Raw genomic sequence first — 25937 nt, forward strand, 5'->3', positions numbered from 1 at the left:
GACTAACCTGTTTTAGTTATAGTTATTAACAACAAAAGCGATTAGTTAACCAATTGAAAAACAATAGATTAAATCATCAAAACACCACAAAAACGGCGATTTTGCGTTCAGGGCCGTTTTAGTTAATGCTAAAAAATGTACTTTCCGGTACCCTACGGCGGTTTTTTTCGTCCTGTTGAGAGTTAATGATGTCCACCACGCTGTTTAAAGATTTCACCTTCGAAGCCGCCCACCACCTGCCGCACGTACCGAAAGGCCACAAATGCGGTCGCCTGCATGGTCACTCTTTTATGGTGCGTCTGGAGATTACTGGTAAAGTCGATCCCCATACCGGGTGGATCATGGATTTCGCCGAGCTGAAAGCCGCGTTTAAACCGACCTACGATCGTTTAGACCACTATTACCTGAACGATATCCCAGGACTGGAGAACCCAACCAGCGAAGTGCTGGCCAAATGGATTTGGGATCAAATGAAACCGCTGGTTCCTCTGCTGAGCGCGGTAATGGTAAAAGAGACCTGCACCGCAGGCTGCGTCTATCGCGGCGAGTAATTCCCTGCCTTATCCGCCATCGGGCTGCTGCCATGGCGGTTTTCTATTTCATCAACACCGTGTGAATCAGCGCACCAGATAGCCGCCATCCACCGCCAGAATATGACCGTTAACGTAATCCGAGGCCCGGCTGGCGAGGAAAACAACGGCGCCCATTAAATCCTGCGCTTCTCCCCAACGGCCTGCGGGTATATGCGCCAACACGCGTCTGTTTTCCTTTGGGATACTGCGGGTGATAGCGGTCATGGCGGTTTCATAATAGCCCGGCGCGATGCCGTTAACCTGAATATTATGCGGGCCCAGCTCATCGCAGTAGGCTTTGGTTAAGCCAGCCAGCGCATGCTTGGTGGCGGCATAGGCCGGCGACCAGCTGCCGCCGAGATAAGAAAACACCGAGCAGATATTAATAATCTTACCGCTTCGCCGCGGAACCATAATTTTCGCGGCTTCGTGGCTAAGCTCAAACGCTGCCGTCAGGTTAGTCTCGATCATCGGATCCCAGTCTGTGCGACCAAAGCGCAGCACCTTATTCAACTGGCAAATACCGGCATTATTCACCAAAACATCAACGGTACCGAAACGCTCGCAGCAGGCGGCGATAATACGCTGTGGCATACCGCCATCGGTGATATCCGCCAGCATGAATTCCATCTCAACGCCCTGCTGTTCGATAAGTTCTCGGGTTTGAGCTTGTTCTTCGCGCAGAGCAGGAATAAACAGATTCGCGCCGGCGGTCGCCAGGGCGACGGCAAAGGCCTGCCCCAGGCCGCTATTGCCGCCGGTAACGATAGCGGTTTTCCCCTTGAGCGAGAAGAAGTCCATAGAGAAGGCCGTGGGTGGATCAATTAGCTGCATGGTTAACTCGTTCCTTAAGTCAACGTATCAGCCGCCCGCCTCAGGCGGCTGAATTAACGCGCCAATGATAGCATTGCTGTCATTGGCGCGTATCTCAACACCATGCTGAAGTCGAGGGTTAAGATGAATTCATATATGAAGAAGAGAGCTGCCGGGCGGTGAGCACCCTACCCGGCAAAGAAAGCGGGGATCAGGCGATGTTCAGATATTTATGCGTCTGCATGGATAACCGCCAGTTTCGGGCGATACAGGTCTCAATGCACAACCGCGTGGCGTCTTCCTTTTGGCTAATCGGCTGTAATGCAATAATTCGCGGCTTTTCATCAGCCAGCGTTTCCAGCAGCTCATCAAGCGCTTCGATATCACGCACGCGGCCAACCGGATGCTTGATTTCATCTGCACGTTGCAGCGCCTGCGACAGCACATCGTAGCCGCCGCGCATGTTCACCTTCGGCGAGACCGTAACCCAGGTATTGTGGCTGCAGCGGACTTCATGCGTGCCGCTGGTTTCAATCTGACAGCTGAAACCATTTTGCTCAAGCAACTCTGTCAACGGCGTGAGATCGTGAATACAGGGCTCGCCGCCGGTAATCACGACATGTCGGGCGGTCCATCCCTGACGGCCAATGATCGCCAGCAGATCGTCGCTGGTCGCCGGGCCCCATTTATCGCTCTCTTTGGTTTTAGCGAGGATACTAAATAGAGACACTTCCCGATCGGCCAGCTTATCCCAGGTATGTTTGGTATCGCACCAGGCGCAACCAACCGGGCATCCCTGCAAACGAATAAAAATGGCAGGCACGCCGGTAAAGTAACCCTCGCCTTGCAAGGTCTGGAACATCTCGTTAATCGGGTACTGCATAGTCATCTCTGTTCAGGTGGTAAAAGGGTATTATCGCAGATTCAGGCGCTCAGGTCTTGTCCTCAGCTGCGCTTACCAGAGCCCATTGTCAACCGGGTGCAAGCCCTCTTTTTATATTAGTTAGCAAACTATGAAATAAGCACAAAATGTATTTACGATACATTGAGTATTATTTTAGCATGCATCGCGTCCAGTCATTAAGCCGCGCATTGATAACTTTCTTGTGACGTATCTTCTCGCGGATAAAGATGTAACAAAGAATGTTTTTCATGACCGTAACGGTCGTTATTTATTGCTGCTCAAACGAATAAAAAGAAACTATTAATCAAAGATGTACAAACCGATACATGAAACAATGAATCTTTTATCTACGCTCAGGGTCAAATTCAATTCACTTGATTTTCATAGCTTAAAATAAGCTTAAGAAACCGATTATTGCCGCCTGTTTTTATTTAATCTCCGTTTAATTTTCCGCGCCTAGAATCCAGTCGACCAACCATGAGAGACTGCATTCATGAATACATTATTAATTACAGGCGTTACCGGATTTCTGGGCGGAGCGGTATTAGAGAATATCCTTAATAATGAAAATGGGATTAATCTACTGCTCCTGGTGCGAGCCAATAACGATGAAGCGGCTCTGGCCCGGGTGAAGGAAAACCTGCGTAAATTCAATATTGCAGAGGAGAAGCTGGCCGCATTAACCCCCAGGCAGATCCTGCTCGGCGATTTGTCATCACCGGAGACGTTCCTGAGCGACCCGCGCCTGGAGCAGGTCACTCACGTGATCAACAGCGCCGCCGTTGCCTCATTTGGTAATAATCCGCTCATCTGGAAGGTGAATGTCGAAGGAACGTTCAAATTTGCTCAACGGATGTCCCGCGTAGCTGGACTACAACGTTTTCTGCACGTCGGCACCGCGATGTCCTGTACCCCGGAGCCAGATTCACTGGTCGCAGAAAGCGCTGAATTCCGCGAGCACGCCGAGCATCTGGTGGAGTATACGCACTCCAAATCGACCATTGAGCGCCTGATGCAGGAGCAGTGTCCGACGTTGCCGTTAATCATCGCCCGCCCTTCTATCGTCGTTGGTCATACTCATCACGGCTGCCAGCCCTCCAGCAGCATTTTTTGGGTGTTCAGCATGGGGCTGATGCTGCAAAAATTCCTTTGTTCAATGGAAGACCGCGTTGACGTCATCCCGGTCGACTACTGTGCCGACGCGCTGCTGATGTTATTACAACGCCCGCTGGCGCGCGGTGAAGTGGTGCATATCTCCGCCGGTGAAGAGAATAGCGTCAAGTTTGCGGAAATCGATCGCGCGATGGCCTCGGCGCTGGAGCAAGCCCCGGTAGGCGACCGATACGCGCAGGTCAGCTATGAGACGCTGGTAAAAATGCGCCGCGAGTTGAAGGATATTTTTGGCCCGTGCAACGAGCGCTTAATGCTTAAAGCGATGCGCCTGTATGGCGCCTTTGCGACGCTTAACGTCCGCTTCAGCAATGATAAACTGCTTAGCATGGGCATGCCCAAACCGCCGCGTTTCACCGATTATATCGACCGCTGCGTACAAACCACCCGCGGGCTTTCTATCCCGCAGCAAATGGCCGTCGATTTTAAGTAAACACGATGCGCAGGTAAAAAAAATGCCAGTCCGCAGACTGGCATTTTTATTTCACAAAAAGTCAGGATTACGCCTGGCCTTTGATCTCTTTACGACCGTTGTACGGCGCTTTTTCACCCAGAGCTTCTTCGATACGAATCAGCTGGTTGTATTTAGCAACGCGGTCAGAACGGCTCATAGAACCAGTTTTGATCTGGCCTGCAGCGGTACCAACAGCCAGGTCAGCGATGGTAGCGTCTTCAGTTTCGCCAGAACGGTGAGAGATGACAGCGGTGTAGCCAGCGTCTTTCGCCATCTTGATTGCAGCCAGAGTTTCGGTCAGAGAACCGATCTGGTTGAATTTGATCAGGATGGAGTTAGCGATGCCTTTTTCGATGCCTTCTTTCAGGATCTTGGTGTTGGTTACGAACAGATCGTCACCAACCAGCTGGATTTTGTCGCCCAGTACTTTGGTCTGGTATGCGAAACCGTCCCAGTCAGACTCGTCCAGACCATCTTCGATGGACACGATCGGGTACTGTTTGGTCAGTTCTTCCAGGAAGTGGGTGAATTCTTCAGAGGTGAAAGCTTTGTTGCCTTCGCCAGCCAGAACGTATTTACCGTCTTTGTAGAATTCAGAAGCTGCGCAGTCCATCGCCAGAGTGATGTCTTTGCCCAGTTCGTAGCCTGCTGCTTTAACCGCTTCAGCGATAACAGCCAGCGCTTCAGCGTTGGAACCCAGGTTCGGCGCGTAGCCGCCTTCGTCACCAACTGCAGTGTTCATGCCTTTGGACTTCAGAACTTTCGCCAGGTGATGGAACACTTCAGAACCCATACGTACGGCTTCTTTCAGAGTCGGCGCGCCAACCGGCTGAATCATGAATTCCTGGATGTCGACGTTGTTGTCAGCGTGCTCACCGCCGTTGATGATGTTCATCATCGGAACCGGCATAGAGTATTTGCCCGGAGTGCCGTTCAGTTCAGCAATGTGTTCGAACAGCGGCTGGCCTTTAGAAGCAGCTGCTGCTTTGGCGTTCGCCAGGGATACCGCCAGGATTGCGTTCGCACCGAAGTTGGATTTGTTTTCAGTACCGTCCAGGTCGATCATGATCTTATCGATGCCAGCTTGATCTTTAGCATCTTTACCCAGGACTGCCTGAGCGATCGGGCCGTTTACCGCAGCAACAGCTTTGGTTACGCCTTTACCCAGGAAACGGGATTTGTCGCCATCGCGCAGTTCCAGCGCTTCGCGGGAACCAGTAGAAGCACCTGACGGAGCAGCTGCCATACCGACGAAACCACCTTCCAGGTGTACTTCGGCTTCAACAGTCGGGTTACCACGGGAGTCGATGATTTCACGACCGATGACTTTAACGATTTTGGACATTAGGTTTTCCTCAGTACAAGTTAAACTAAAACTCCAGACAAACAATGCACCCAGTTGGGTGCATTGCCGTTCTAACTCTTTTACTTCGCCTGACGCTTCTGGTACTCGCTCGCGGCTTTCACAAAGCCTGCAAACAGCGGGTGGCCGTCACGCGGCGTCGAAGTAAACTCCGGGTGGAACTGGCAGGCCACAAACCACGGATGGTTCGGCACTTCGATGATCTCGACCAACTGATCATCCCCGGAACGGCCCGCAACGCGCAGGCCGGCAGCTTCAATCGGTTTCAACAACATGTTGTTGACTTCGTAGCGGTGACGATGGCGCTCGGTGATTGTCGGCTCGCCGTACAGCTGGCGAACCAGAGAATCATCACCCAGCTGGCACTGCTGCGCGCCAAGGCGCATGGTGCCGCCGAGGTCGCTCTTCTCGGAACGCACCTCAACGTTGCCTTCTTCGTCACGCCATTCGGTAATCAGCGCCACCACCGGGTACTTACAGTCTGGCACAAATTCCGTAGAGTTGGCGTTTTCCATGCCCGCTACGTTGCGCGCGAACTCAATCAGCGCAACCTGCATACCCAGGCAGATGCCCAGATATGGAATATTGTTCTCACGCGCATAGCGCGCGGTGGCGATCTTGCCTTCAACGCCGCGGTAGCCGAAGCCGCCCGGGATGAGGATCGCGTCCAAATCTTTGAGGATTTCGACGCCGCGCGTTTCAACATCCTGCGAATCAATAAGCTTGATGTTGACGGTCACGCGGTTTTTCAGACCACCGTGTTTCAGCGCTTCAATCACCGATTTGTAGGCATCCGGCAGTTCAATGTACTTACCGACCATACCAATAGTGACTTCGCCTGCCGGGTTAGCTTCTTCATAGATTACCTGTTCCCATTCGGCCAGGTTTGCTTCCGGACAAGTTAAGCTGAATCGTTTACAAATATAATCGTCCAGACCCTGAGATTTCAACAGGCCTGGAATTTTATAAATGGAATCGACATCTTTCAGAGAAATCACAGCCTTTTCCGGGACGTTACAGAACAATGCAATTTTTGCACGTTCGTTGGCCGGAACCGCGCGATCGGAGCGGCAAATCAGGATATCAGGCTGGATACCGATGGAGAGCAGCTCTTTTACAGAGTGCTGAGTCGGTTTAGTTTTGACTTCACCCGCCGCCGCCATGTATGGCACCAGGGTCAAGTGCATGAACAGGGTATGCTCACGGCCGATTTCTACCGCCATCTGGCGAATAGCTTCGAGGAACGGCAGGGATTCGATATCGCCTACGGTACCGCCGATTTCAACCAGCACCACGTCATGGCCTTCGCCGCCAGCCAGTACGCGCTCTTTGATGGCGTTGGTGATGTGCGGGATAACCTGTACGGTTGCGCCGAGATAGTCGCCACGGCGCTCTTTACGCAGAACGTCGGAGTAGATACGACCGGTAGTGAAGTTGTTGCGGCGAGTCATCTTGGTACGGATGAAACGCTCGTAGTGACCCAGGTCCAGATCGGTTTCAGCGCCGTCTTCAGTAACGAACACTTCCCCGTGCTGGATTGGGCTCATGGTGCCCGGATCGACGTTGATGTACGGATCCAGTTTCATGATAGTTACGTTGAGCCCACGGGCTTCAAGAATGGCTGCCAGGGAAGCTGCGGCAATGCCTTTACCCAGAGAGGATACGACCCCGCCGGTCACAAAAATATAGTTCGTTGTCATGCTGAACCTGAGAAGTTAGGGTAAAACGATGGAATAACCAGGACGGGAAAGTAGTATACCCGAACATGCGTGATGCCACAAACTTTCATTCTCCCCTCCTCTTCTTTCTACCAGCCGCACCTGCGTTGCGACTCGAACAACTCGAAGAGGCAGGCTACATGGTGTTTCAACAACATAACGGAATGAGAAAATAGCCGCTTTTGGCGAAATGTTTTTGACGTAAATCAAGCGCTTGTTATTTATAAAATCACACAAATAGCGCTTGATCACGAAAACTCGTTAGAGATCAGTTTCCTGGCGTTTTACTTCCTGCCACACTTCTTCCATGGTTTCGAGGTCAACACCGGTCATTTCCAGGCCTCTGGCGGCGACAATACGCTCAACTTCGCGGAAGCGGCGCTCAAATTTGAGGTTCGCTTTCTGCAATGCGACCTCGGCTTTTACCCCTAAATGGCGGGATAAATTCACCGTGGCGAACAGCAGGTCGCCCACTTCTTCCTCGAGTTTAGCTTCATCAACCACCGCCTGCTGCGCTTCATGCATGACTTCATCTATCTCTTCATGCACTTTATCGAGCACCGGGCCAAGCGAGGTCCAGTCGAAGCCCACCGCCGAGCAGCGGCGCTGAATTTTATGCGCGCGCATCAGCGCCGGCAGGCTATGTGGAATATCATCCAGCGCCGAGTGTTGCGCCTTTTCCGCTCGCTCCGCGCTCTTGATCTGCTCCCAGCGCGCCAGCACTTCCGCACTGTTCCCGGCTGAAGCATCGCCAAAGATATGCGGATGACGACGTTCCAGTTTGTCGCTGATGGCGGCGCAGATATCGTTGAAATCAAAACGCCCTTCTTCCTGCGCCATCTGCGCATAGAACACCACCTGGAATAACAGATCGCCAAGCTCGCCGCGCAGATCGTCAAAATCTTCGCGCGCAATGGCGTCCAGCACTTCATAGGTCTCTTCAAGGGTGTAAGGGGCAATCGTGGCAAAGGTCTGTTCTTTATCCCACGGGCAGCCGTTTTCCTGGTCGCGCAGGCGGCGCATGATGCCGAGCAAGCGGTCAATTTGAGTCATGTGACAATCCTGGAAATTTAAAAAAAAGGTAGGCCGGATAAAGCATTGATACCTTATCCGACGTTAAGAAATTGCCGGATGGCGGCTTCGCCTTATCCGGCCTACGGACGAATTAACCGCCGTGCAGACGACGCGCGTCGATGACATCCGGCACCTGGTTCAGCTTGCCGAGCACCCGGCCCAACACCTGCAGGTTGTAGATTTCAATGGTCATATCGATGGTCGCCAGCTGCTGTTTGGTATCGCTGCGGCTGGCCACGCCCAGCACGTTCACCTTCTCGTTGGCAAGAATAGTGGTAATGTCGCGCAGCAGGCCACTGCGGTCGTTGGCGACCACGCGCACCACCAGCGAATATCCCGCCGAATAGCTCTCGCCCCATACCGCATCAACGATACGTTCCGGCGCGTGAGACTGCAGCTCAGCCAGCTGATCGCAGTCGGCGCGGTGTACCGAAATCCCGCGCCCCTGGGTGATGAAGCCGACGATTTCGTCACCGGGAATCGGCTGGCAGCAGCGGGCGATGTGATGCATCAGATTGCCAACGCCCTCAACCACCACCCGGCCATTGTCTTTGCTGCGGTTCTGCGGGGTATAGGTTTTCTGTTGCAGCTGCTTCAGCGCGGCCGCATCCTGCTCGGCGGCGCTCGGTTTGTTGAACTGCGCCTGCAGGAAGTTGACCATCTGATTAAGGCGAATGTCCCCGCCGCCGATAGCCGCCAGCAGTTCATCCAGTTCATTAAAGTTGTAGCGCGGCAGCAGATGTTTCTCGGCATCCTTCAGGCTGATGCCCAGATGCTCGAGCTCATCGTCAAGGATCTGCCGCCCGGCGAGAATGTTCTTGTCGCGATCCTGTTTACGGAACCAGGCGTGAATTTTTGAGCGCCCGCGGCTGGTGGTTACATAGCCGAGGTTCGGGTTCAGCCAGTCGCGGCTTGGGTTCGGTTGCTTCTGGGTGATTATCTCAATCTGATCGCCCATCTGCAGCTGATAGGTGAACGGCACAATGCGTCCGCCGATTTTGGCGCCGATGCAGCGGTGCCCGACATCGCTATGGATATGGTAGGCAAAGTCGAGCGGAGTTGAGCCCGCCGGCAGGTCAACCACGTCACCCTTCGGCGTAAACACATAGACCCGGTCGTCAAAGACCTGGCTGCGCACTTCGTCGAGCATTTCGCCGGAGTCGGCCATCTCTTCCTGCCAGGCGATCAGCTTACGCAGCCAGGCGATACGGTCTTCATGGCCGCGACCGCCGCTCGCCCCGGCGCTGGCGCCCTCTTTATACTTCCAGTGCGCCGCCACGCCGAGCTCGGCGTCTTCATGCATCTGTTTGGTGCGAATTTGGATTTCGACCGTTTTCCCGCCTGGCCCGAGCACCACGGTATGAATAGACTGGTAGCCGTTCGGCTTCGGGTTGGCGACGTAATCATCAAATTCGTCAGGCAGATGACGATAGTGAGTATGCACGATCCCCAGCGCCGCGTAGCAATCCTGTAAACGTTCGGCGACGATACGAACCGCGCGCACGTCAAACAGTTCATCAAAAGCGAGATGCTTCTTCTGCATTTTGCGCCAGATGCTATAGATATGCTTCGGACGCCCATACACCTCAGCTTTTACGCCTTCGGTTTTCATTTCTGAACGCAGATGGCCGACAAACTCATCGATGTAATGTTCGCGGTCGATACGGCGTTCGTGCAGCAACTTAGCAATGCGCTTGTATTCGGCTGGATGCAGATAACGGAAGCAATAGTCTTCCAGCTCCCACTTCAGTTGACCTATTCCTAAGCGGTTCGCCAGCGGCGCATAGATATTGGTACACTCTTTTGCGGCCAGTACGCGTTCATCTTCGGGTTCATCTTTTACCTCGCGCAGGTGAGCGATACGTTCCGCAAGCTTGATGACCACGCAGCGGAAATCATCGACCATCGCCAGCAGCATGCGGCGAATATTGTCGACCTGTTCTGAGGAGACGGTATCGGTGTGGGTGGCTTTGAGCTGGCGAATCGCCGCCATATCACGCACGCCGTGAATCAGGGTAACGACGGATTTGCCGACGCTCTCTTGCAGGACCTCTTCGCTGACAACATTGCCGTCCGCCAGCGGAAACAGTAAAGCGGCCCGTAAGGTATCGATATCCATATTGAGCATGGAGAGAATTTCTACCATCTCCACGCCACGCCATAACAGGAGATCTGCCTGCGGGTGTCCCTGCGTTGTTACGCGACAATAATCCCAGGTCTCGGCTAAGCGCTCACACGACTGCTGGCTGGAAATCCCCAGACTCGCGATCCATTTCTTCGGGTCAAACTCACCAGCTTTATTAAGATGTGCACTTCTTACCGCAACCATTGTCCTCTCCTTAAGGGACTCAGCCTACCGAAGTCAGCAAGCCATATTTTAAACCCGTCATCCTTCAGTCCACACCGCCATCAGGCATCTTCACTGTCGCCTCGATGCGGGCTGAACAATTTTATGTAAGCTCGCGTTCAAACAATACTATCGATTCCAGGTGCCCGGTGTGCGGGAACATGTCCAGCATCGCCAGACGTTGAATACGATATCCTGCCTGAAGCAACGCCTCACTATCGCGCGCCAGCGTCGCCGGGTTACATGAAACATAGACCACCCGCCGCGGAGCCAGCTTGATAATATGCGCCATCACGCCCGGCGCGCCGGCTCTTGCCGGGTCGAGCAGAATTTTATCAAAGCCATGCTTCGCCCAGGCCTGCCGGGTGACATCCTCTTCCAGGTTTTCATGAAAGAAAGTCACGTTCTGCAACCCATTGAGGGCGGCATTTTCTCGCCCCTTCGCCACCAGCGCGGGCACGCCTTCGACGCCCACCACGCTCGCCGCCGCTTTGGCCAACGGCAGGGTGAAATTACCCATACCGCAAAACAGATCCAGAACGCGGTCCTGCGGCTGAATATCTAACCAGGCCAGCGCCGTACGCACCATCTTCTGGTTTACGCCATCGTTGACCTGGATAAAATCGCGCGGACTGAACACTAAGCGTAGTCCGTCTGACGTGTACCAGGGTTCATCGCCGCGAATATGTTCAAGTATCTCGCTTTGCGGCGCGAGGTACAGGGATAGACCGTGAGTTTGCGAAAAACGTTCCAGTTTTTCTTTATCCGCCGCCGTCAGCGCGGCGGTATGGCGTAAAACCATCAGCGGTCCATTGTCCGCCTGCACCAGTTCAACGTGGCCAAGTTGACGTTGTGATTGCAGGCTGGTTAAACACTCGCGCACCGCGGGTAACAACGCCTCAAGTTGGGGCACCAAAACAGGGCACTGCACCACATCGATGATTTCGCTGGAATTGGCCTTGCGAAAACCCATCTGCAGTTGTTGGGTCTTTGGCTGATAATTCAAGCTCAAACGCGCCCGACGACGGTAGCCCCAGGGTTCAGCGGCTATAATGTCGTCAACGTCACGTTTCATCAGGCGGGAGAGCGCGGCGCGCTTGCTTTGCTGCTGTAGTTCAATGCTCGCATGTTGCTGCTGACATCCGCCGCAGACGCCGAAATGCGGACAGCGCGGCGCGACGCGCTGTGGACTGTCGTTCAGGCGGCGTTTAACCTGAGCGCGGGCATACTGTTTTTTATCCTCTACCAGCACGACTTCCGCCTGCTCTTGCGGCAACAGGCCGGGGACAAACAGCGCCTTACCCTGATGACGGGCTACGCCCTGGCCAAAGGGATCAAGGTCATTTACCGTCACGGTTATGATCTGGCGCGTCGTCACACGCCGTTTTGCAGAGTAGAATTGCGCCATCGTAGAGGATTATCTCAAAAATATACTGACTCTATACATGAAATCATTCGGGCTACCAATGCAGAAGCCGTCTGAAGGTTGATATGTATATTCTCCCATAATGGAACCGCATGACCAACTACAGCCTACGTGCTCGCATGATGATTCTTATTCTGGCGCCGACCGTTTTGATTGGTTTGCTGCTCAGTATTTTCTTCGTTGCCCACCGCTATAACGACCTGCAGCGGCAGTTGGAAGATGCCGGCGCCAGTATTATTGAACCGCTGGCGGTATCCAGCGAATACGGCATGAATTTGCAAAATCGCGAGGCGATCGGCCAACTTATCAGCGTGCTTCACCGCCGCCATTCCGATATTGTGCGGGCCATTTCCATTTATGATGCTAAAAACCGGCTGTTCGTTACCTCTAACTTCCAGCTCGATCCGCGAGAAATACAGCTCCCGCGCGGCGCGCCCTTCCCTCGCCGCCTGAGCGTCACCCGCCACGGCGACATCATGGTGCTGCGCACGCCTATTGTGTCAGAAAGCTATCTGCCCGATGAGTCGCCGGAAAGCGATGCTAAAATGCCGGGAAACATGCTTGGCTATGTGGCGCTGGAGCTCGACCTTAAATCTGTGCGCCTGCAGCAGTACAAAGAGATATTTATCTCAAGCGTCATGATGCTGTTTTGTATCGGCATTGCGCTGATTTTCGGCTGGCGCCTGATGCGCGACGTGACCGGGCCGATTCGTAATATGGTCAACACCGTTGACCGCATCCGCCGCGGCCAGTTGGATAGCCGCGTTGAAGGTTTTATGCTCGGCGAGTTGGATATGCTGAAAAACGGCATTAACTCGATGGCGATGTCGCTTGCGGCATACCACGAGGAGATGCAACACAATGTCGATCAGGCGACTTCGGATCTGCGCGAAACGCTGGAGCAGATGGAGATTCAGAACGTCGAGCTGGATCTGGCGAAAAAGCGCGCCCAGGAGGCCGCGCGCATCAAGTCCGAGTTCCTTGCCAATATGTCGCACGAGCTACGAACCCCGCTTAACGGCGTCATTGGCTTTACCCGCCTGACGCTGAAAACCGATCTCAACGCTACCCAGCGCGACCACCTGACCACCATCGAACGTTCGGCGAATAATCTGCTGGCCATCATCAATGACGTGCTGGATTTCTCCAAGCTCGAAGCGGGCAAGCTGATTCTGGAAAGCATTCCTTTCCTGCTGCGCAATACCCTGGATGAAGTGGTGACCTTGCTGGCGCACTCGGCGCACGATAAAGGGCTTGAGCTCACCCTCAACATCAAAAATGATGTCCCGGATAATGTGATTGGCGATCCGCTGCGCCTGCAGCAGGTGATCACAAATCTGGTGGGTAACGCGATTAAATTCACCGAGCACGGCAATATTGATGTGCTGGTTGAACAGCGGGCGATAAGCAATTCCAGAGTACAAATTGAAGTACAGATCCATGATACCGGTATCGGCATTCCGGAACGCGATCAGTCGCGGTTGTTCCAGGCCTTCCGCCAGGCCGATGCCAGTATCTCGCGCCGCCACGGCGGCACCGGCCTGGGGCTGGTTATCACCCAGCGGCTGGTCAAAGAGATGGGCGGCGATATCTCATTCCATAGTCAGCCGAACCGCGGTTCCACCTTCTGGTTCCATATCAGTCTTGACCTGAATCCGAACGCCATTACTGACGGTTTCGATACCCATTGCCTGGCGGGCAAGAAGCTGGCCTACATTGAAGCCAATGCTACCGCCGCGCAAAGCACGATGGAACTGCTGGCGACCACGCCGCTGGAAGTGGTCTACAGCCCGACGCTATCAGCGCTGCCGGATGCGCACTACGATATTTTACTGGCCGGTATTCCGGTGTCGATGCGCGATCTCAGCAACCAGCGGGATAAGCTGGTCCGCGCCTGCTCGCTATCCGAAACCCTGGTGCTGGGGCTACCTTGCCACGCGCAGGTTAGCGCCGAAGAGCTGAAAAGAAACGGTGTTACCGCCTGCCTGCTTAAACCATTGACCTCCACGCGGCTTTTCCCGGTGCTGATGGCCTCTTGCCGCGCGCAGCCGCCGGTGCCACAGCCCTATATCGATAGCGATAAACTGGCGATGACGGTAATGGCGGTAGATGATAACCCGGCCAACCTTAAGCTTATTGGCGCGCTGCTGGACGATCTGGTGCAGCATGTCATTCTGTGCGATAGCGGCCAGGATGCCGTAGAGCAGGCCAAACAGTCGCAGTTGGATCTCATTCTGATGGATATTCAAATGCCGGATATGGACGGTATTCGCGCCTGCGAATTGATCCGCCAGCTCCCGCATCAGCAGCAGACTCCAGTGATCGCGGTGACCGCTCATGCCCTTGAGGGGCAACGCGAGAAACTGCTGGCCGCCGGGATGAACGATTATCTGGCGAAGCCGATTGAAGAAGATAAGCTCAGCACCCTGCTGTTGCGCTATCAGCCCGGCATGCACGTCGCCGCCCCGCAAATCGCTGAACCGGTGGAGCCGGTTATCGATCATAACGTCACGCTCAACTGGCAGCTGGCGCTGCGTCAGGCGGCCATGAAACCAGACCTCGCTCGGGAGATGCTGCAGATGCTGCTCGCCTTTATGCCGGAGGTGCGCAATAAAGTTGAAGAACAGCTGGTTGGCGAGACGCCGGAAGGCCTGCTGGATTTAATCCATAAGCTGCACGGTAGCTGCAGCTACAGCGGCGTACCGCGGCTGAAAAAACTGTGCCATACCCTTGAAAGCCAGTTGCGCGCCGGTACCGCGCCGGAAGAGCTGGAGCCGGAACTGCTGGAACTGTTAGACGAGATGGATAACGTCGCCCGCGAAGCGTGCAAGATGGGAGTGTGATTCGGTGTTCCGGATCACGGCGCCACGGTCCGGTACTTGGTTGGTAGCCCCGGTAAGCGTAAGCGCCACCGGGGAGGGTTCCCGGATCGCGGCGCTACGCGCCTTATCCGGGCTACAAATACCACTGCGCCGGCCGGGTTACCGCTTACCGCCCATCTGCAATACCGCGGCCACGTTACGTGCCGTCATCCGCACGTTGGCGGCGGCGTTCGCCAGCGCCTCTTCCAGGGTACAGACGGTATACAACACGCTAAAGACCGCATCCAAACCATGCTGATGCACGACGCCAACATCGGCGGTCAGGCTGCCGGCAATTCCAATCACCGGCACGTTGAAGCGTTTAGCGACCTTCGCCACTCCCACCGGTACCTTGCCGTGAATGGTCTGGCTATCGATACGCCCTTCACCGGTAATCACCAAATCGGCATCAGCCACTAGCTCTGCCAACCCCAGCGCGTCGGTCACAATCTCAATACCCGGGCGCAGGTTGGCGCCGCAAAACGCATACAACGCCGCCCCCATACCTCCCGCTGCGCCGCCCCCTTCCAGGCTCAGCACGTCGATATCCAAATCGCGGGCGATAATCTGCGCAAAGTGTTGCAGGCCGTGGTCAAGACGCTCAATCATCGCCGCCGTCGCCCCTTTTTGCGGGCCAAACACCGCGCTTGCCCCCTGCGGGCCGGTTAACGGGTTGGTGACGTCGCAGGCGACATCAATCCGGCAATCCGCCAATCTCGGATCCAACTCGCTAAGATCGATCCGCGCCAGCGTCTCCAGCGCGCCGCCGCCAGGGGCAATTTGCTGTTGCCCAGCGGTCAACAATTTCGCCCCCAGCGCCTGTGCCATACCGGCGCCGCCGTCATTGGTCGCGCTACCGCCGATACCAATAATAATCTGCGAAACCCCTGCATCCAACGCGTGACGAATCAGCTCGCCGGTTCCCCAGGAGGTGGTCAGTAGCGGATTACGTCGCGTGGGTGGCACGCTTTCCAGTCCGCTGGCCGCCGCCATTTCGATATAGGCGCAGCGCATATCGCCGGACAGGCCATAAAAGGCTTCGACCGGTTCGCCAAGCGGCCCGGTAACGCTGACCTGTACGATATGCCCTTGCGTCGCGGCAACCATCGCCTCAACGGTACCCTCACCGCCGTCGGCAACCGGGACTTTAACGTACTCCGCATGGGGATAAATCTCGCGAAACCCCGTTTCTATCGCGGTAGCGACATCCAGCGCACTCAGGCTCTCTTTGTAAGAATCCGGCGCGATCACTATCTTCATAAGTGTCCTTAATATGAATAACCCCGGCGACCGGCAGTTGCCGACCCCAACAGGGTCGGCGTTATCTTAGCGAACCATGCAAGGACGTTTGTTATCAAAGGTCCAGTTCGGGATTAAATATTGCATCGCCATGGCGTCATCACGAGCGCCCAGGCCATGTTTCTTATATAGCTCATTAGCCTGCATCACGCGGTCCATATCCAGCTCAACCCCCAAACCTGGCGCTGTCGGCACTTGCACCATACCGCCTTTGATTTCAAACGGTTGTTTGGTCAGACGCTGGTTGCCCTCCTGCCAGATCCAGTGGGTATCGATAGCGGTAATTTTACCCGGCGCCGCCGCAGCCACATGGGTAAACATCGCCAACGACACGTCAAAGTGGTTATTGGAGTGCGAACCCCAGGTCAGGCCAAATTCATGACACATTTGCGCCACGCGCACCGAGCCCTGCATGGTCCAGAAGTGCGGATCCGCCAGCGGAATATCCACCGATTGTAACGACAGCGTATGGCCCATCTGCCGCCAGTCGGTGGCGATCATGTTGGTCGCGGTCGGCAGCCCGGTCGCCCGACGGAATTCGGCCATCACTTCGCGGCCGGAGAAGCCTTGTTCAGCGCCGCAAGGATCTTCCGCATAGGCCAGCACGCCTTTCAGCTGTTTACCTATCTGGATGGCTTCATCAAGCAACCAGGCGCCGTTCGGGTCGAGGGTCACGCGCGCATCAGGGAAACGCTTCGCCAGCGCGCTAATCGCTTCGGCTTCTTCAAAACCGGCCAACACCCCGCCCTTCAGTTTAAAATCATTGAAGCCATATTTTTCGTAAGCGGCTTCCGCCAGACGAACCACCGCCTCCGGCGTCATCGCCTCTTCATGACGAATACGGTACCAGTCGCACTGTTCATCCGGCTGGCTTTGATAATCCAGCGGCGTCGCGTGGCGGTTACCGACAAAGAACAGGTAGCCCAGCATTTCGACTTCGCTCCGCTGCTGGCCATCGCCAAGCAGAGAAGCAACGTTCACGCCCAGATGCTGGCCCAGCAGATCCAGCAGCGCCGCTTCAATCCCGGTCACCACATGAATGGTGGTGCGCAGATCGAAAGTTTGCAGGCCACGGCCGCCGGCATCACGGTCGGCAAACTGGTTACGCACGGCGTTCAGCACATTTTTGTACTCGCCCAGCGTCTTACCTACCACCAGCGGCGCGGCATCTTCCAGGGTCTGGCGGATCTTTTCGCCGCCGGGGATTTCGCCAACGCCGGTATGCCCGGAGTTATCTTTGATGATAACGATATTACGGGTGAAGTACGGCGCGTGCGCGCCGCTCAGGTTCATCAGCATGCTGTCATGCCCGGCAACCGGGATTACCTGCATGGCAGTCACAATTGGCGTTGAAGATGATGTAGTCATAGCGTAATCCTTTTTAATTAATGACGGCCGAAAACGGGGCGTTTACGGTCGAATGTCCAACCGGGAATCAGGTACTGCATCGGGCCTGCATCGTTACGCGCGCCGCCTGGCAGCGCCTTATAGGCCTCATGAGCTTTATGCACCTGTTCCCAGTCCAGCTCCACGCCGAGTCCCGGCGCGTCTGGCACGGCGATTTTGCCGTTGATAATCTGCAGCGGATTTTGCGTCAGACGCGAATCGCCCTCCTGCCAAATCCAATGGGTATCGATAGCGGTCGGATTGCCCGGCGCCGCGGCGCCGACGTGGGTAAACATCGCCAGCGAGATATCAAAGTGGTTGTTCGAGTGACAGCCCCAGGTCAGCCCCCAGTCATCGCACAACTGCGCCACCCGCACCGCGCCGGAGAGCGTCCAGAAGTGCGGGTCCGCCAGCGGAATATCGACGGCGTTGAGCATGACCGCATGCCCCATCTCGCGCCAGTTGGTGGCTATCATGTTGGTCGCCACCGGCAGCCCGGTGGCGCGACGGAACTCGGCCATCACTTCCCGGCCGGAAAAGCCCTGTTCCGCGCCGCACGGATCTTCGGCATAGGTCAGGACATCCTGCAGACCTTTACACAGCGTAATCGCTTCATCCAGTAGCCAGGCGCCGTTCGGATCGACGGTAATGCGGGCGTCAGGGAAGCGTTTTTTCAGCGCGCGGGCGGTATCGATCTCTTGCTCGCCAGGTAACACGCCGCCTTTTAGCTTAAAGTCTTTAAAACCGTAGCGATCCTGCGCCGCCTCCGCCAGTCGCACCACCGCGTCGCTATTCAGCGCCTGCTGGTGACGAAGACGGTACCATTCGTGGTCGCCCGGCGTCCGCGCAAGATAGCCCAGATCGGTTTTTTCGCGGTCGCCGATATAGAACAGGTAGCCCAGCACGGTCACCGCATCACGCTGTTTGCCCGGCCCCAATAGTTCGCAGACCGGGACATTCAACACCTTGCCAAGCAGGTCGAGCAGCGCGGCTTCCAGCGCCGCCACCGCATTGACTTTCAATTCGAAGGTCCATGCCCCTTTGCCGAAGGTGTCGAAATCCGCCGCCTGATTGCCTTTATGTACCTGCTGTACGACGCGGTTGAGGCGAGCGACCTCCTGTCCAACCACCTGGGGAATGGCATCGACCAACGTCTGGTAGATGACTTCGCCGCCGGGCGCTTCGCCGACGCCGGTATGCCCGGCGTTATCGGTTAACACCACTATGTTGCGGGTAAACCAGGCGTTATGCGCGCCGCCGATGTTCATCAGCATGCTGTCGTGCCCGGCGACAGGAATCACCTTCATTTCGGTAACGATTGGGCTGGATTGGGTATTCATGATTAACGCCCCGCAACCGGTTTAAGTTCGATACGTTTGATATCGCCAACCAGCACCAGGTAGCTGAGTACCGCCACCAGAGCGTGGATACCGACGTAAATCAGCGCGCCGTTGAAAGAGCCGGTGGTGCCGACGATATAGCCGATAGCGATAGGGGTGACGATGCCGGAAATATTGCCGAACATGTTGAACAGACCGCCTGAGAGGCCGCTAATCTCTTTCGGCGCGGTGTCCGCCATTACCGCCCAACCCAGCGCGCCAATGCCTTTACCGAAGAAGGCCATCGCCATAAAGCCGATGATCATCCATTCCACGTTGACGTAGTTACACATCAGCATGGTCATGGACAACAGCATACCCAGTACGATCGGCGTTTTACGCGCGATATTCAGCGAGCCGGTACGGCGCATCAACCAGTCGGAAATAATCCCGCCCAACACGCCGCCGACAAAGCCGCACACCGCCGGGATTGAGGCGACAAAGCCCGCTTTGAGGATCGACATGCCGCGCGCCTGCACCAGATAAACCGGGAACCAGGTGATAAAGAAGTAGGTTAACGCGTTGATGCAGTACTGGCCGATATAGATCCCGACCATCATTCGCGAGCCGATCAGTTGCTTGATTTGGCCCATTTTGACGTTAAAGGGCACCTTCTGCGCACTGCTCTTTTGATCCATATTGATCAACGCGCCGCCTTCGGCGATGTAGTCCAGCTCTTTCTGGTTAACGCCTGGGTGGTTATTGGGATCGTGGATCACTTTCAGCCACACGAAGCTAATGACAATACCCAATCCGCCCATAAAGAAGAATACGTGCGACCAACCCACTTCATGGGTCAACCAACCCATAATCGGCGCGAAAATAACGGTGGCAAAATACTGCGCGGAGTTAAAAATCGATACCGCCGTCCCTCTCTCCTGCGCCGGGAACCAGGCGGCCACAATTCGGCTATTGCCAGGGAACGAGGGCGATTCGGCAAGGCCGACGAGGAAGCGCAGGGTAAACAGCGCGATGATAATGCCAAAACCGCTAAAGATATCGACGAAGCCCTGCAGCAGGGTAAATACGGACCAGATAAAGATGGACCAGAAATAGACGCGTTTAGAACCAAAGCGGTCAAGCAGCCAGCCGCCTGGGATCTGTCCGATCACATAGGCCCATGAAAACGCGGAGAAAACATAACCCATGCCAACAGGATCGAGGCCGATATCCCTGGCCATTTCAGAACCGGCAATCGACAACGTCGCGCGGTCGCCATAGTTAAAGGATGTGACGATAAACAGCATCACCACTATCCAATAGCGAGCATTGGTGCGCTTTTCAGCGGCGCTCGCAGCCTGACTTAATGAACTCATTGTTGTACTCCTGAATCATAGCGTTTAGCTACGTTCATTCTGAACAGCACAACCTGTAGGGTAATCAGAATGACGTGTTAGTGTTTTTTTCGTTATATCTGGCGTACTGCTTTTGTCACTGGCAGGAAAAGTATAAAAAGAGGCGTCGGCGGGCTCACCGTGCATATACACAGCTTTAGCGGGTGATACTGCGTTAGTTTGTGGCGTATGCCTAAGGTTGTGGGGAGTAGTTCACGGAAATGGAAAACCGTCGCCCGCTGATGGGTCGATGAACGACATTACCTTCAGAGTGTGAATCGGCTCTCTTGACGCCGGGGAAACGCAAAGAAAAAAGCCATAACGATGAAGTGGTTATCAGGCAGATGCCCGAAGCCGGGCGCGATGGAGAACGTTAAGATAACCCTGACCGTTTATCCGGCCACTGGCGGCTTAAGCGCGCCCTCTACGTAGGGAGAGGGCGTACTTAACATGATTACTCGAGCAGTTTAGCCCACGCTTCTACCCAAGGGTTGGAAACGCTTTCTGGTTCCGGGTCTTCGCTGGCGTCGATGGTGAGCATCTCGCCAATACGACGCGCGCCCTGCTCCTGCAGCAGCGCATCAAAGGTTTTACCACCGCCGCAGAAGTTAGCGTAGGTGCTATCGCCAAGCGCGATAATGCCGTAGCGCAGATGCGGCTGATACATATCTTTAATGCCTTCATACAGCGGAACGATGCTGTCCGGCAGATCGCCCTGCCCGGTGGTCGAGGTCACGACCAGCACGTATTTGCCGGTATAGGATTCCCAGTCTTTCACTTCCGGGTCCTCAAATACCGTCGCTTTATGCCCCAGCCCGCTCAGAATGGCTTCCGCCTCCTCGGCGACCAACAGCGAGTTTCCATACATCGTGCCGACAAAAATTCCGACTTCTGCCATAGTGATTATCTCCCTGGATTATCCGCGATACTCTCATCCTGACTGCTGTCGTCGGCAAACTCAACCCTTTCATTTAACGGGAGAAGCCCGCGCCAGCCAAACTGCGACAGCGCGCGCATCCAGACATCATCCAGACCCGCGCGAATCGTTAGCGGCTCGCCGGTAAACGGGTGTGTTAACGATAGCTGACTGGCATGCAGCATCAGACGATTGCAGCCGAAATGTTCAGCGGCGCTGCGGTTTTGCCGTAGATCGCCATGTTTGCTGTCACCGAGGATCGGATGGCGCAGATGGGCCAAATGGCGACGCAGCTGATGTTTACGCCCGGTTTTCGGCTCCAGCTCCACCAGCCCGTAGCGGGTGGTCGGGTAACGGCCGGTGGCGACCGGCATTTCTACCGTCGCCAGTCCGCGATAGTGGGTCACCGCCGGCTGCGGGCCTTTATCTTCACGAGCGAATTTATCGGCGATTTTGTCCAGCTCTTCTACAAGCGGATAATCCAGCACCGCCTCTTCAGTCAACCAGCCGCGAACGATGGCGTGATAGCGTTTTTGCATCTGGTGTTGTTCAAACTGCTGCGCCAGCAGCCTGCCCGCTTCGCTCGATAATCCCATCAGCAGCACGCCGGAAGTCGGCCGGTCCAGACGATGAGCGGTGAAGACGTGCTGGCCGATTTGATCGCGCACGGTCTGCATCACCACCACTTTCTCATCGCGATCCAGCCAGCTGCGGTGCACCAGCCAGCCGGAAGGCTTATTCACCGCCACCAGCCACTGGTCCTGATAAATAATCTCCAGCATCAGGCGTTTTCGTCCGCGAATAATGCATCCAGCAGCAGTAGTTCAGCCACGATAGCTTCGCGCGCCGGATGAGCTTTATCCAGCGCCATCTCGTAGTAGGGCGCGACGGCAAAGTTCTGCGGCAGCGGCATACCGCTGGCAATCAGTTGATGCATACGCGGGATCAGCACCCACTGTAGCCATTCCAGCGGCTCGAGCGTGTCCAGGCAAAACGGCTGCTCGCTGGCGAAAGCGCTGCTATCCGGCGCCTGTTCCTGCCAGTGGTTTGTTTCGCGCAGCAGCGCTTCAATGGCGTGCAAGCGATCGCGCACGCTAGCGTGAAGGGTCATGGGGAAACCTCGATGAATTGTAAACCGGGCGCAGGATAGCAAATCCGCGAGAGAAATAAAAAAAGGGAGCACTGTATAAACAGTGCTCCCGGTTCGTTTTGCAGCATTCCAGCTACATTGGTGCTCCCTGCTCGTCCTTGAAAACTTTTCCTGAGGTCTCCTGACCAAGTTCATCCATAAACTAGCGCATCCTGCTTTCACACCACCCCGATGTGAAATAACTTATCCCTAAGTGTGTCCAGATCTTCCTGATCCACCGTTCATCCTGAGCGGCTCTCGTTCTCCATCCTGGAGGTGTCCTTTACGCGTTCCTGCGTTATCCTTGCCTCATCCTGAAGCCTGTCCTTGCAACGCCATCCTGGCGGGTCCTGTAGAAGAGCCATCATCCTGATGTTCTCTTCATTTGCGACTTCCTGTCGACGTACATAGGATCACTGATTCCGCCTCTTCTTACAAGACTTACTACGACAATCTCTTAAGATTAGTGGCCAAACTAAAAGACCACATAATTACCAAATCATTTTATAACAATAAGTTAGATGTAATCACTACGTAAAAAATTGCTGAAAATGATGACGATCTCTTACAGGTCTTGTAAGAGATCTCTCACAAACCACCAGGGTAAATGGATTACAGAAGGGGCTCAAGCTGATTCAGGAAACTCGCAAGCGAGTGAGAAAGGGTCTCTCTTTTTCGGGTTCCGAGCGTCTCTTTAATGACTTCGCCGCTCAGGTTGCAGACCGAAATAACCTCCAGTTCGCTATCCAGCGTGGCGATAAACAGCGTCGGCGATAGCTTGAGGCGTTTTTGCACCACCAGGTGACCAATAAGGTTTTCCTGCACTCGCTGGAAATCATCCGGGCTCCAGGCCTGCAGCAAAGTAAGGTTCTGTGCCGCGAAGCGGGCGTGCATATCGCCAGCGAACTGAGTGGTATAATAACTATGAATTGGCTGTTGTACCACAATCTCCAGCGCTCGTTCAACTCCATCGAGATGGTGTTCTAACGTAAACGGCTGCGGCTGCCAGAAAACGGCATCGTCTTCACTGGCGCTAATACAGGGAGATGGGATGCCATAAAGGTCTTCGCTGCGCGGCAGGCTGGCATAACGCTGCTGCCAGGCATCGCAGTAACGTTGGGTAAATGATTGCAGCGCTTCTATGGTCTGATGATCCACCGGTTTCTCTCTTCACGTTAGACAGGATACACTTGGCATATAGTGTACCCGCTTTACTATGGTGAAACATGTCTTCTTACGATAATCATCAGGCGCTGGCCGGCCTGACGCTCGGTAAATCAACGGATTACCGCGATACCTATGACGCTTCGTTGCTGCAGGGCGTGCCGCGCAGCCTGAACCGCGACCCGCTCGGCCTGCACGCTGATAATCTACCGTTCCACGGCGCCGATATCTGGACGCTGTACGAGCTGTCGTGGCTGAACGCCAAAGGCCTGCCGCAGGTCGCCGTCGGCTACGTGGAGCTGAGCGATACCACCGTCAATCTGGTGGAATCGAAAAGCTTCAAACTGTACCTGAACAGCTTCAACCAGACCCGCTTCGCCGACTGGGAGGAAGTCCAGGCGACGTTGACCCGCGATCTCAGCGCCTGCGCCCAGGGCGAGGTCAAGGTTTCGCTGTACCGACTCGATGAGCTGGAAGGGCAACCGGTCGCCCATCTGCATGGCGCCTGCATCGACGATCAGGATATCGAGATTGATAACTATCAGTTCAGCGCCGACTACCTGCAGGACGCGGCCAGCGGTAAAGTCGTCGAAGAGACGCTGGTCAGCCATCTGCTGAAATCGAATTGTCTGATCACCCACCAGCCGGACTGGGGCTCGGTACAGATTCAATATCGCGGGCCGAAAATCGATCGCGAAAAACTGCTGCGCTATCTGGTGTCGTTCCGCCACCACAATGAATTCCACGAACAGTGCGTCGAACGCATCTTTAATGATGTGCTGCGTTTCTGCCGTCCGGAATCGCTTTCCGTGTACGCTCGCTACACCCGCCGCGGCGGCCTGGACATCAATCCGTGGCGCAGCAACGGTGAATTCGTGCCGGCAACCGGCCGTCTGGCGCGGCAATAAGCGAAATTTTTCACACTTTGCGTGCGTTAACGCGTACGCAAGGTTGTGGAAAGACTACGGCCAGGGCTATTGTAATCACAGGAAGACGATAATCGTCCTGTAAGGAGTTCACTTGATTACACACGTTAGCCCGCTTGGTTCAATGGATATGCTGTCACAGCTGGAAGTGGATATGCTTAAACGCACCGCCAGTAGTGACCTGTATCAACTCTTTCGCAACTGCTCGCTTGCTGTGCTCAACTCTGGGAGCCTGACCGATAACAGCAAGGAGCTACTGTCTCGTTTTGAAAACTTCGATATTAACGTGCTGCGCCGCGAACGCGGCGTGAAGCTGGAACTGATCAACCCGCCGGAAGACGCTTTCGTCGATGGCCGTATTATCCGTTCCCTGCAGGCCAACCTGTTTGCCGTGCTGCGCGATATCCTGTTCGTCTACGGGCAGATCCACAACACCGTCCGCTTCCCGAATCTCGATCTCGAAAGCTCAATTCACATCACCAACCTGGTGTTCTCTATTCTGCGCAACGCCCGCGCGCTGCACGTCGGCGAAGCGCCGAATATGATTGTCTGCTGGGGCGGCCACTCTATTAATGAAAATGAGTACCTGTACGCGCGCCGCGTCGGTACCCAGCTTGGCCTGCGCGAACTGAACATCTGCACCGGCTGCGGGCCAGGCGCCATGGAAGCGCCAATGAAAGGCGCCGCCGTCGGCCACGCCCAGCAGCGCTATAAAGACAGCCGCTTTATCGGCATGACCGAACCTTCCATTATCGCCGCTGAGCCGCCAAACCCGCTGGTCAACGAACTGATCATCATGCCGGATATCGAAAAGCGTCTCGAAGCGTTCGTACGCATCGCCCACGGTATTATCATCTTCCCGGGCGGCGTGGGTACTGCGGAAGAGCTGCTTTATCTGCTGGGCATCCTGATGCATCCGGATAACAAATCACAGGTGCTGCCGCTTATCCTCACCGGGCCGAAAGAGAGCGCCGACTACTTCCGCGTGCTGGACGAGTTCATCGTTCATACCCTCGGCGAATCGGCTCGCCGCCACTACCGCATTATTATCGACGATGCCGCGGAAGTGGCGCGCCAGATGAAAAAAGCGATGCCATTGGTCAAAGAGAGCCGCCGCGAAACCGATGACGCCTATAGCTTCAACTGGTCGATTCGTATTTCGCCGGACCTGCAGATGCCGTTTGAGCCAACGCACGACAATATGGCTAATCTCAAACTTTATCCGGACCAACCGGTGGAAGTGCTGGCCGCCGACCTGCGTCGCGCCTTCTCCGGTATTGTCGCCGGCAACGTGAAAGAAGTCGGTATTCAGGCCATCGAGAAATATGGCCCTTACAAGCTGCATGGCGATCCGGAAATGATGCGCCGCATGGACGATCTGCTGCAGGGCTTCGTTGCCCAGCACCGCATGAAGCTTCCGGGCGGCAGCGCCTACATTCCGTGCTACGAAATCTGCTCCTGATAACGTGATACCTCTCCCGGGCGGCGGTCGATACCCTGCCCGGGTACTCCCGCCCGCAATTTCCAGTTAATTAATTTTTCTAATTAATGATTCGTAGAGTTTCCACATAGCCAATCGTTTGCGTTTCCAAAAAGAGCAATAAAATTCACCATAAAAATAACATTATGGCGAAAAAACGTCGTTTACATCACTTTTTTGCAGCAAAAACCTCGTTATTTGGTAACAGAGCTTTTATCTCAT

The 25937-nt window shown here is 55.0% G+C and carries 20 protein-coding genes; 5 read left to right on the forward strand and 15 right to left on the reverse strand.

What is annotated here, in order from left to right; all coding sequences use genetic code 11:
* Positions 1-185 precede the first annotated feature (185 nt).
* Positions 186-551: a 6-carboxytetrahydropterin synthase QueD gene (gene queD, locus PGQ95_RS00490; RefSeq protein WP_430916679.1), complete on the forward strand. Its 366-nt coding sequence runs from the start codon at positions 186-188 to the stop codon at positions 549-551.
* A gap of 66 nt (positions 552-617) precedes the next feature.
* Here queD and PGQ95_RS00495 read toward each other — a convergent pair whose 3' ends face one another.
* Positions 618-1406: an SDR family oxidoreductase gene (locus PGQ95_RS00495; RefSeq protein ID WP_430916681.1), complete on the reverse strand. Its 789-nt coding sequence runs from the start codon at positions 1404-1406 to the stop codon at positions 618-620.
* Positions 1407-1596: 190 nt separating this feature from the next.
* Positions 1597-2268 (reverse strand): 7-carboxy-7-deazaguanine synthase QueE, encoded by a 672-nt coding sequence (gene queE, locus PGQ95_RS00500; protein ID WP_087858621.1) that lies wholly within the window; start codon positions 2266-2268, stop codon positions 1597-1599.
* A gap of 514 nt (positions 2269-2782) precedes the next feature.
* Here queE and PGQ95_RS00505 point away from each other — a divergent pair.
* Positions 2783-3892, forward strand: coding sequence for an SDR family oxidoreductase (locus PGQ95_RS00505; protein ID WP_430916683.1), 1110 nt, complete (start codon positions 2783-2785; stop codon positions 3890-3892).
* Positions 3893-3959: 67 nt separating this feature from the next.
* Here PGQ95_RS00505 and eno read toward each other — a convergent pair whose 3' ends face one another.
* The 5 genes from eno to rlmD form a co-directional block, all read right to left on the reverse strand.
* Positions 3960-5258, reverse strand: coding sequence for a phosphopyruvate hydratase (gene eno / locus PGQ95_RS00510; protein WP_015369968.1), 1299 nt, complete (start codon positions 5256-5258; stop codon positions 3960-3962).
* Positions 5259-5338: 80 nt separating this feature from the next.
* Positions 5339-6976 carry a glutamine hydrolyzing CTP synthase gene (pyrG, locus tag PGQ95_RS00515; protein ID WP_015703305.1) on the reverse strand — a complete coding sequence of 546 codons (1638 nt, stop codon included), beginning with the start codon at positions 6974-6976 and terminating at the stop codon, positions 5339-5341.
* 279 nt (positions 6977-7255) lie between these two features.
* Positions 7256-8047, reverse strand: a complete 792-nt coding sequence (gene mazG, locus PGQ95_RS00520; protein ID WP_430916685.1) for a nucleoside triphosphate pyrophosphohydrolase — start codon at positions 8045-8047, stop codon at positions 7256-7258.
* A gap of 112 nt (positions 8048-8159) precedes the next feature.
* Positions 8160-10397, reverse strand: a complete 2238-nt coding sequence (gene relA / locus PGQ95_RS00525) for a GTP diphosphokinase (protein WP_047078980.1) — start codon at positions 10395-10397, stop codon at positions 8160-8162.
* 121 nt (positions 10398-10518) lie between these two features.
* On the reverse strand, positions 10519-11823 hold the full coding sequence (gene rlmD, locus PGQ95_RS00530) for a 23S rRNA (uracil(1939)-C(5))-methyltransferase RlmD (RefSeq protein ID WP_087858595.1): 1305 nt from the start codon (positions 11821-11823) through the stop codon (positions 10519-10521).
* Positions 11824-11933: 110 nt separating this feature from the next.
* Here rlmD and barA point away from each other — a divergent pair, with 110 nt between their 5' ends.
* The gene (gene barA / locus PGQ95_RS00535; protein WP_087858596.1) at positions 11934-14684 is read left to right on the forward strand and encodes a two-component sensor histidine kinase BarA; all 2751 of its coding nucleotides are present in this window, start codon (positions 11934-11936) and stop codon (positions 14682-14684) included.
* Between the two features lie 138 nt (positions 14685-14822).
* On the opposite strand, the gene PGQ95_RS00540 is transcribed toward barA, so the two are convergent.
* From PGQ95_RS00540 to syd, 8 genes are all read right to left on the reverse strand, one after another.
* Entirely contained in the window at positions 14823-15962 is a 1140-nt protein-coding gene (locus tag PGQ95_RS00540) for a glycerate kinase (protein WP_087858597.1), read from the reverse strand.
* Positions 15963-16028: 66 nt separating this feature from the next.
* Positions 16029-17369, reverse strand: a complete 1341-nt coding sequence (gene gudD / locus PGQ95_RS00545; protein ID WP_087858598.1) for a glucarate dehydratase — start codon at positions 17367-17369, stop codon at positions 16029-16031.
* Between the two features lie 17 nt (positions 17370-17386).
* On the reverse strand, positions 17387-18727 hold the full coding sequence (locus tag PGQ95_RS00550; RefSeq protein ID WP_087858599.1) for an enolase C-terminal domain-like protein: 1341 nt from the start codon (positions 18725-18727) through the stop codon (positions 17387-17389).
* Positions 18728-18729: 2 nt separating this feature from the next.
* A complete protein-coding gene (locus PGQ95_RS00555; RefSeq protein WP_087858600.1) occupies positions 18730-20082 on the reverse strand; it encodes an MFS transporter in 1353 nt (450 codons plus the stop codon).
* A 472-nt stretch (positions 20083-20554) separates the two neighbouring features.
* Complete coding sequence (locus PGQ95_RS00560) at positions 20555-20998, reverse strand: flavodoxin (protein ID WP_087858601.1); 444 nt, start codon at positions 20996-20998, stop codon at positions 20555-20557.
* 5 nt (positions 20999-21003) lie between these two features.
* Positions 21004-21798: a tRNA pseudouridine(65) synthase TruC gene (truC, locus tag PGQ95_RS00565; RefSeq protein ID WP_113372949.1), complete on the reverse strand. Its 795-nt coding sequence runs from the start codon at positions 21796-21798 to the stop codon at positions 21004-21006.
* A complete protein-coding gene (locus tag PGQ95_RS00570; protein WP_113372950.1) occupies positions 21798-22127 on the reverse strand; it encodes a YqcC family protein in 330 nt (109 codons plus the stop codon). The genes truC and PGQ95_RS00570 overlap by 1 nt, the downstream gene beginning before the upstream one ends.
* Before the next feature lie 630 nt (positions 22128-22757).
* The gene (syd, locus tag PGQ95_RS00575) at positions 22758-23303 is read right to left on the reverse strand and encodes a SecY-interacting protein (protein ID WP_032712431.1); all 546 of its coding nucleotides are present in this window, start codon (positions 23301-23303) and stop codon (positions 22758-22760) included.
* Between the two features lie 68 nt (positions 23304-23371).
* Here syd and queF point away from each other — a divergent pair, with 68 nt between their 5' ends.
* Together queF and ppnN are read left to right on the forward strand one after the other, a co-directional pair.
* Positions 23372-24217 carry an NADPH-dependent 7-cyano-7-deazaguanine reductase QueF gene (queF, locus tag PGQ95_RS00580; protein WP_087858602.1) on the forward strand — a complete coding sequence of 282 codons (846 nt, stop codon included), beginning with the start codon at positions 23372-23374 and terminating at the stop codon, positions 24215-24217.
* 112 nt (positions 24218-24329) lie between these two features.
* Entirely contained in the window at positions 24330-25697 is a 1368-nt protein-coding gene (ppnN, locus tag PGQ95_RS00585) for a nucleotide 5'-monophosphate nucleosidase PpnN (protein WP_045397613.1), read from the forward strand.
* Positions 25698-25937: the final 240 nt, after the last annotated feature.

The organism is Klebsiella sp. 141240 (assembly GCF_050600805.1).
Taxonomy (GTDB): domain Bacteria; phylum Pseudomonadota; class Gammaproteobacteria; order Enterobacterales; family Enterobacteriaceae; genus Klebsiella; species Klebsiella aerogenes.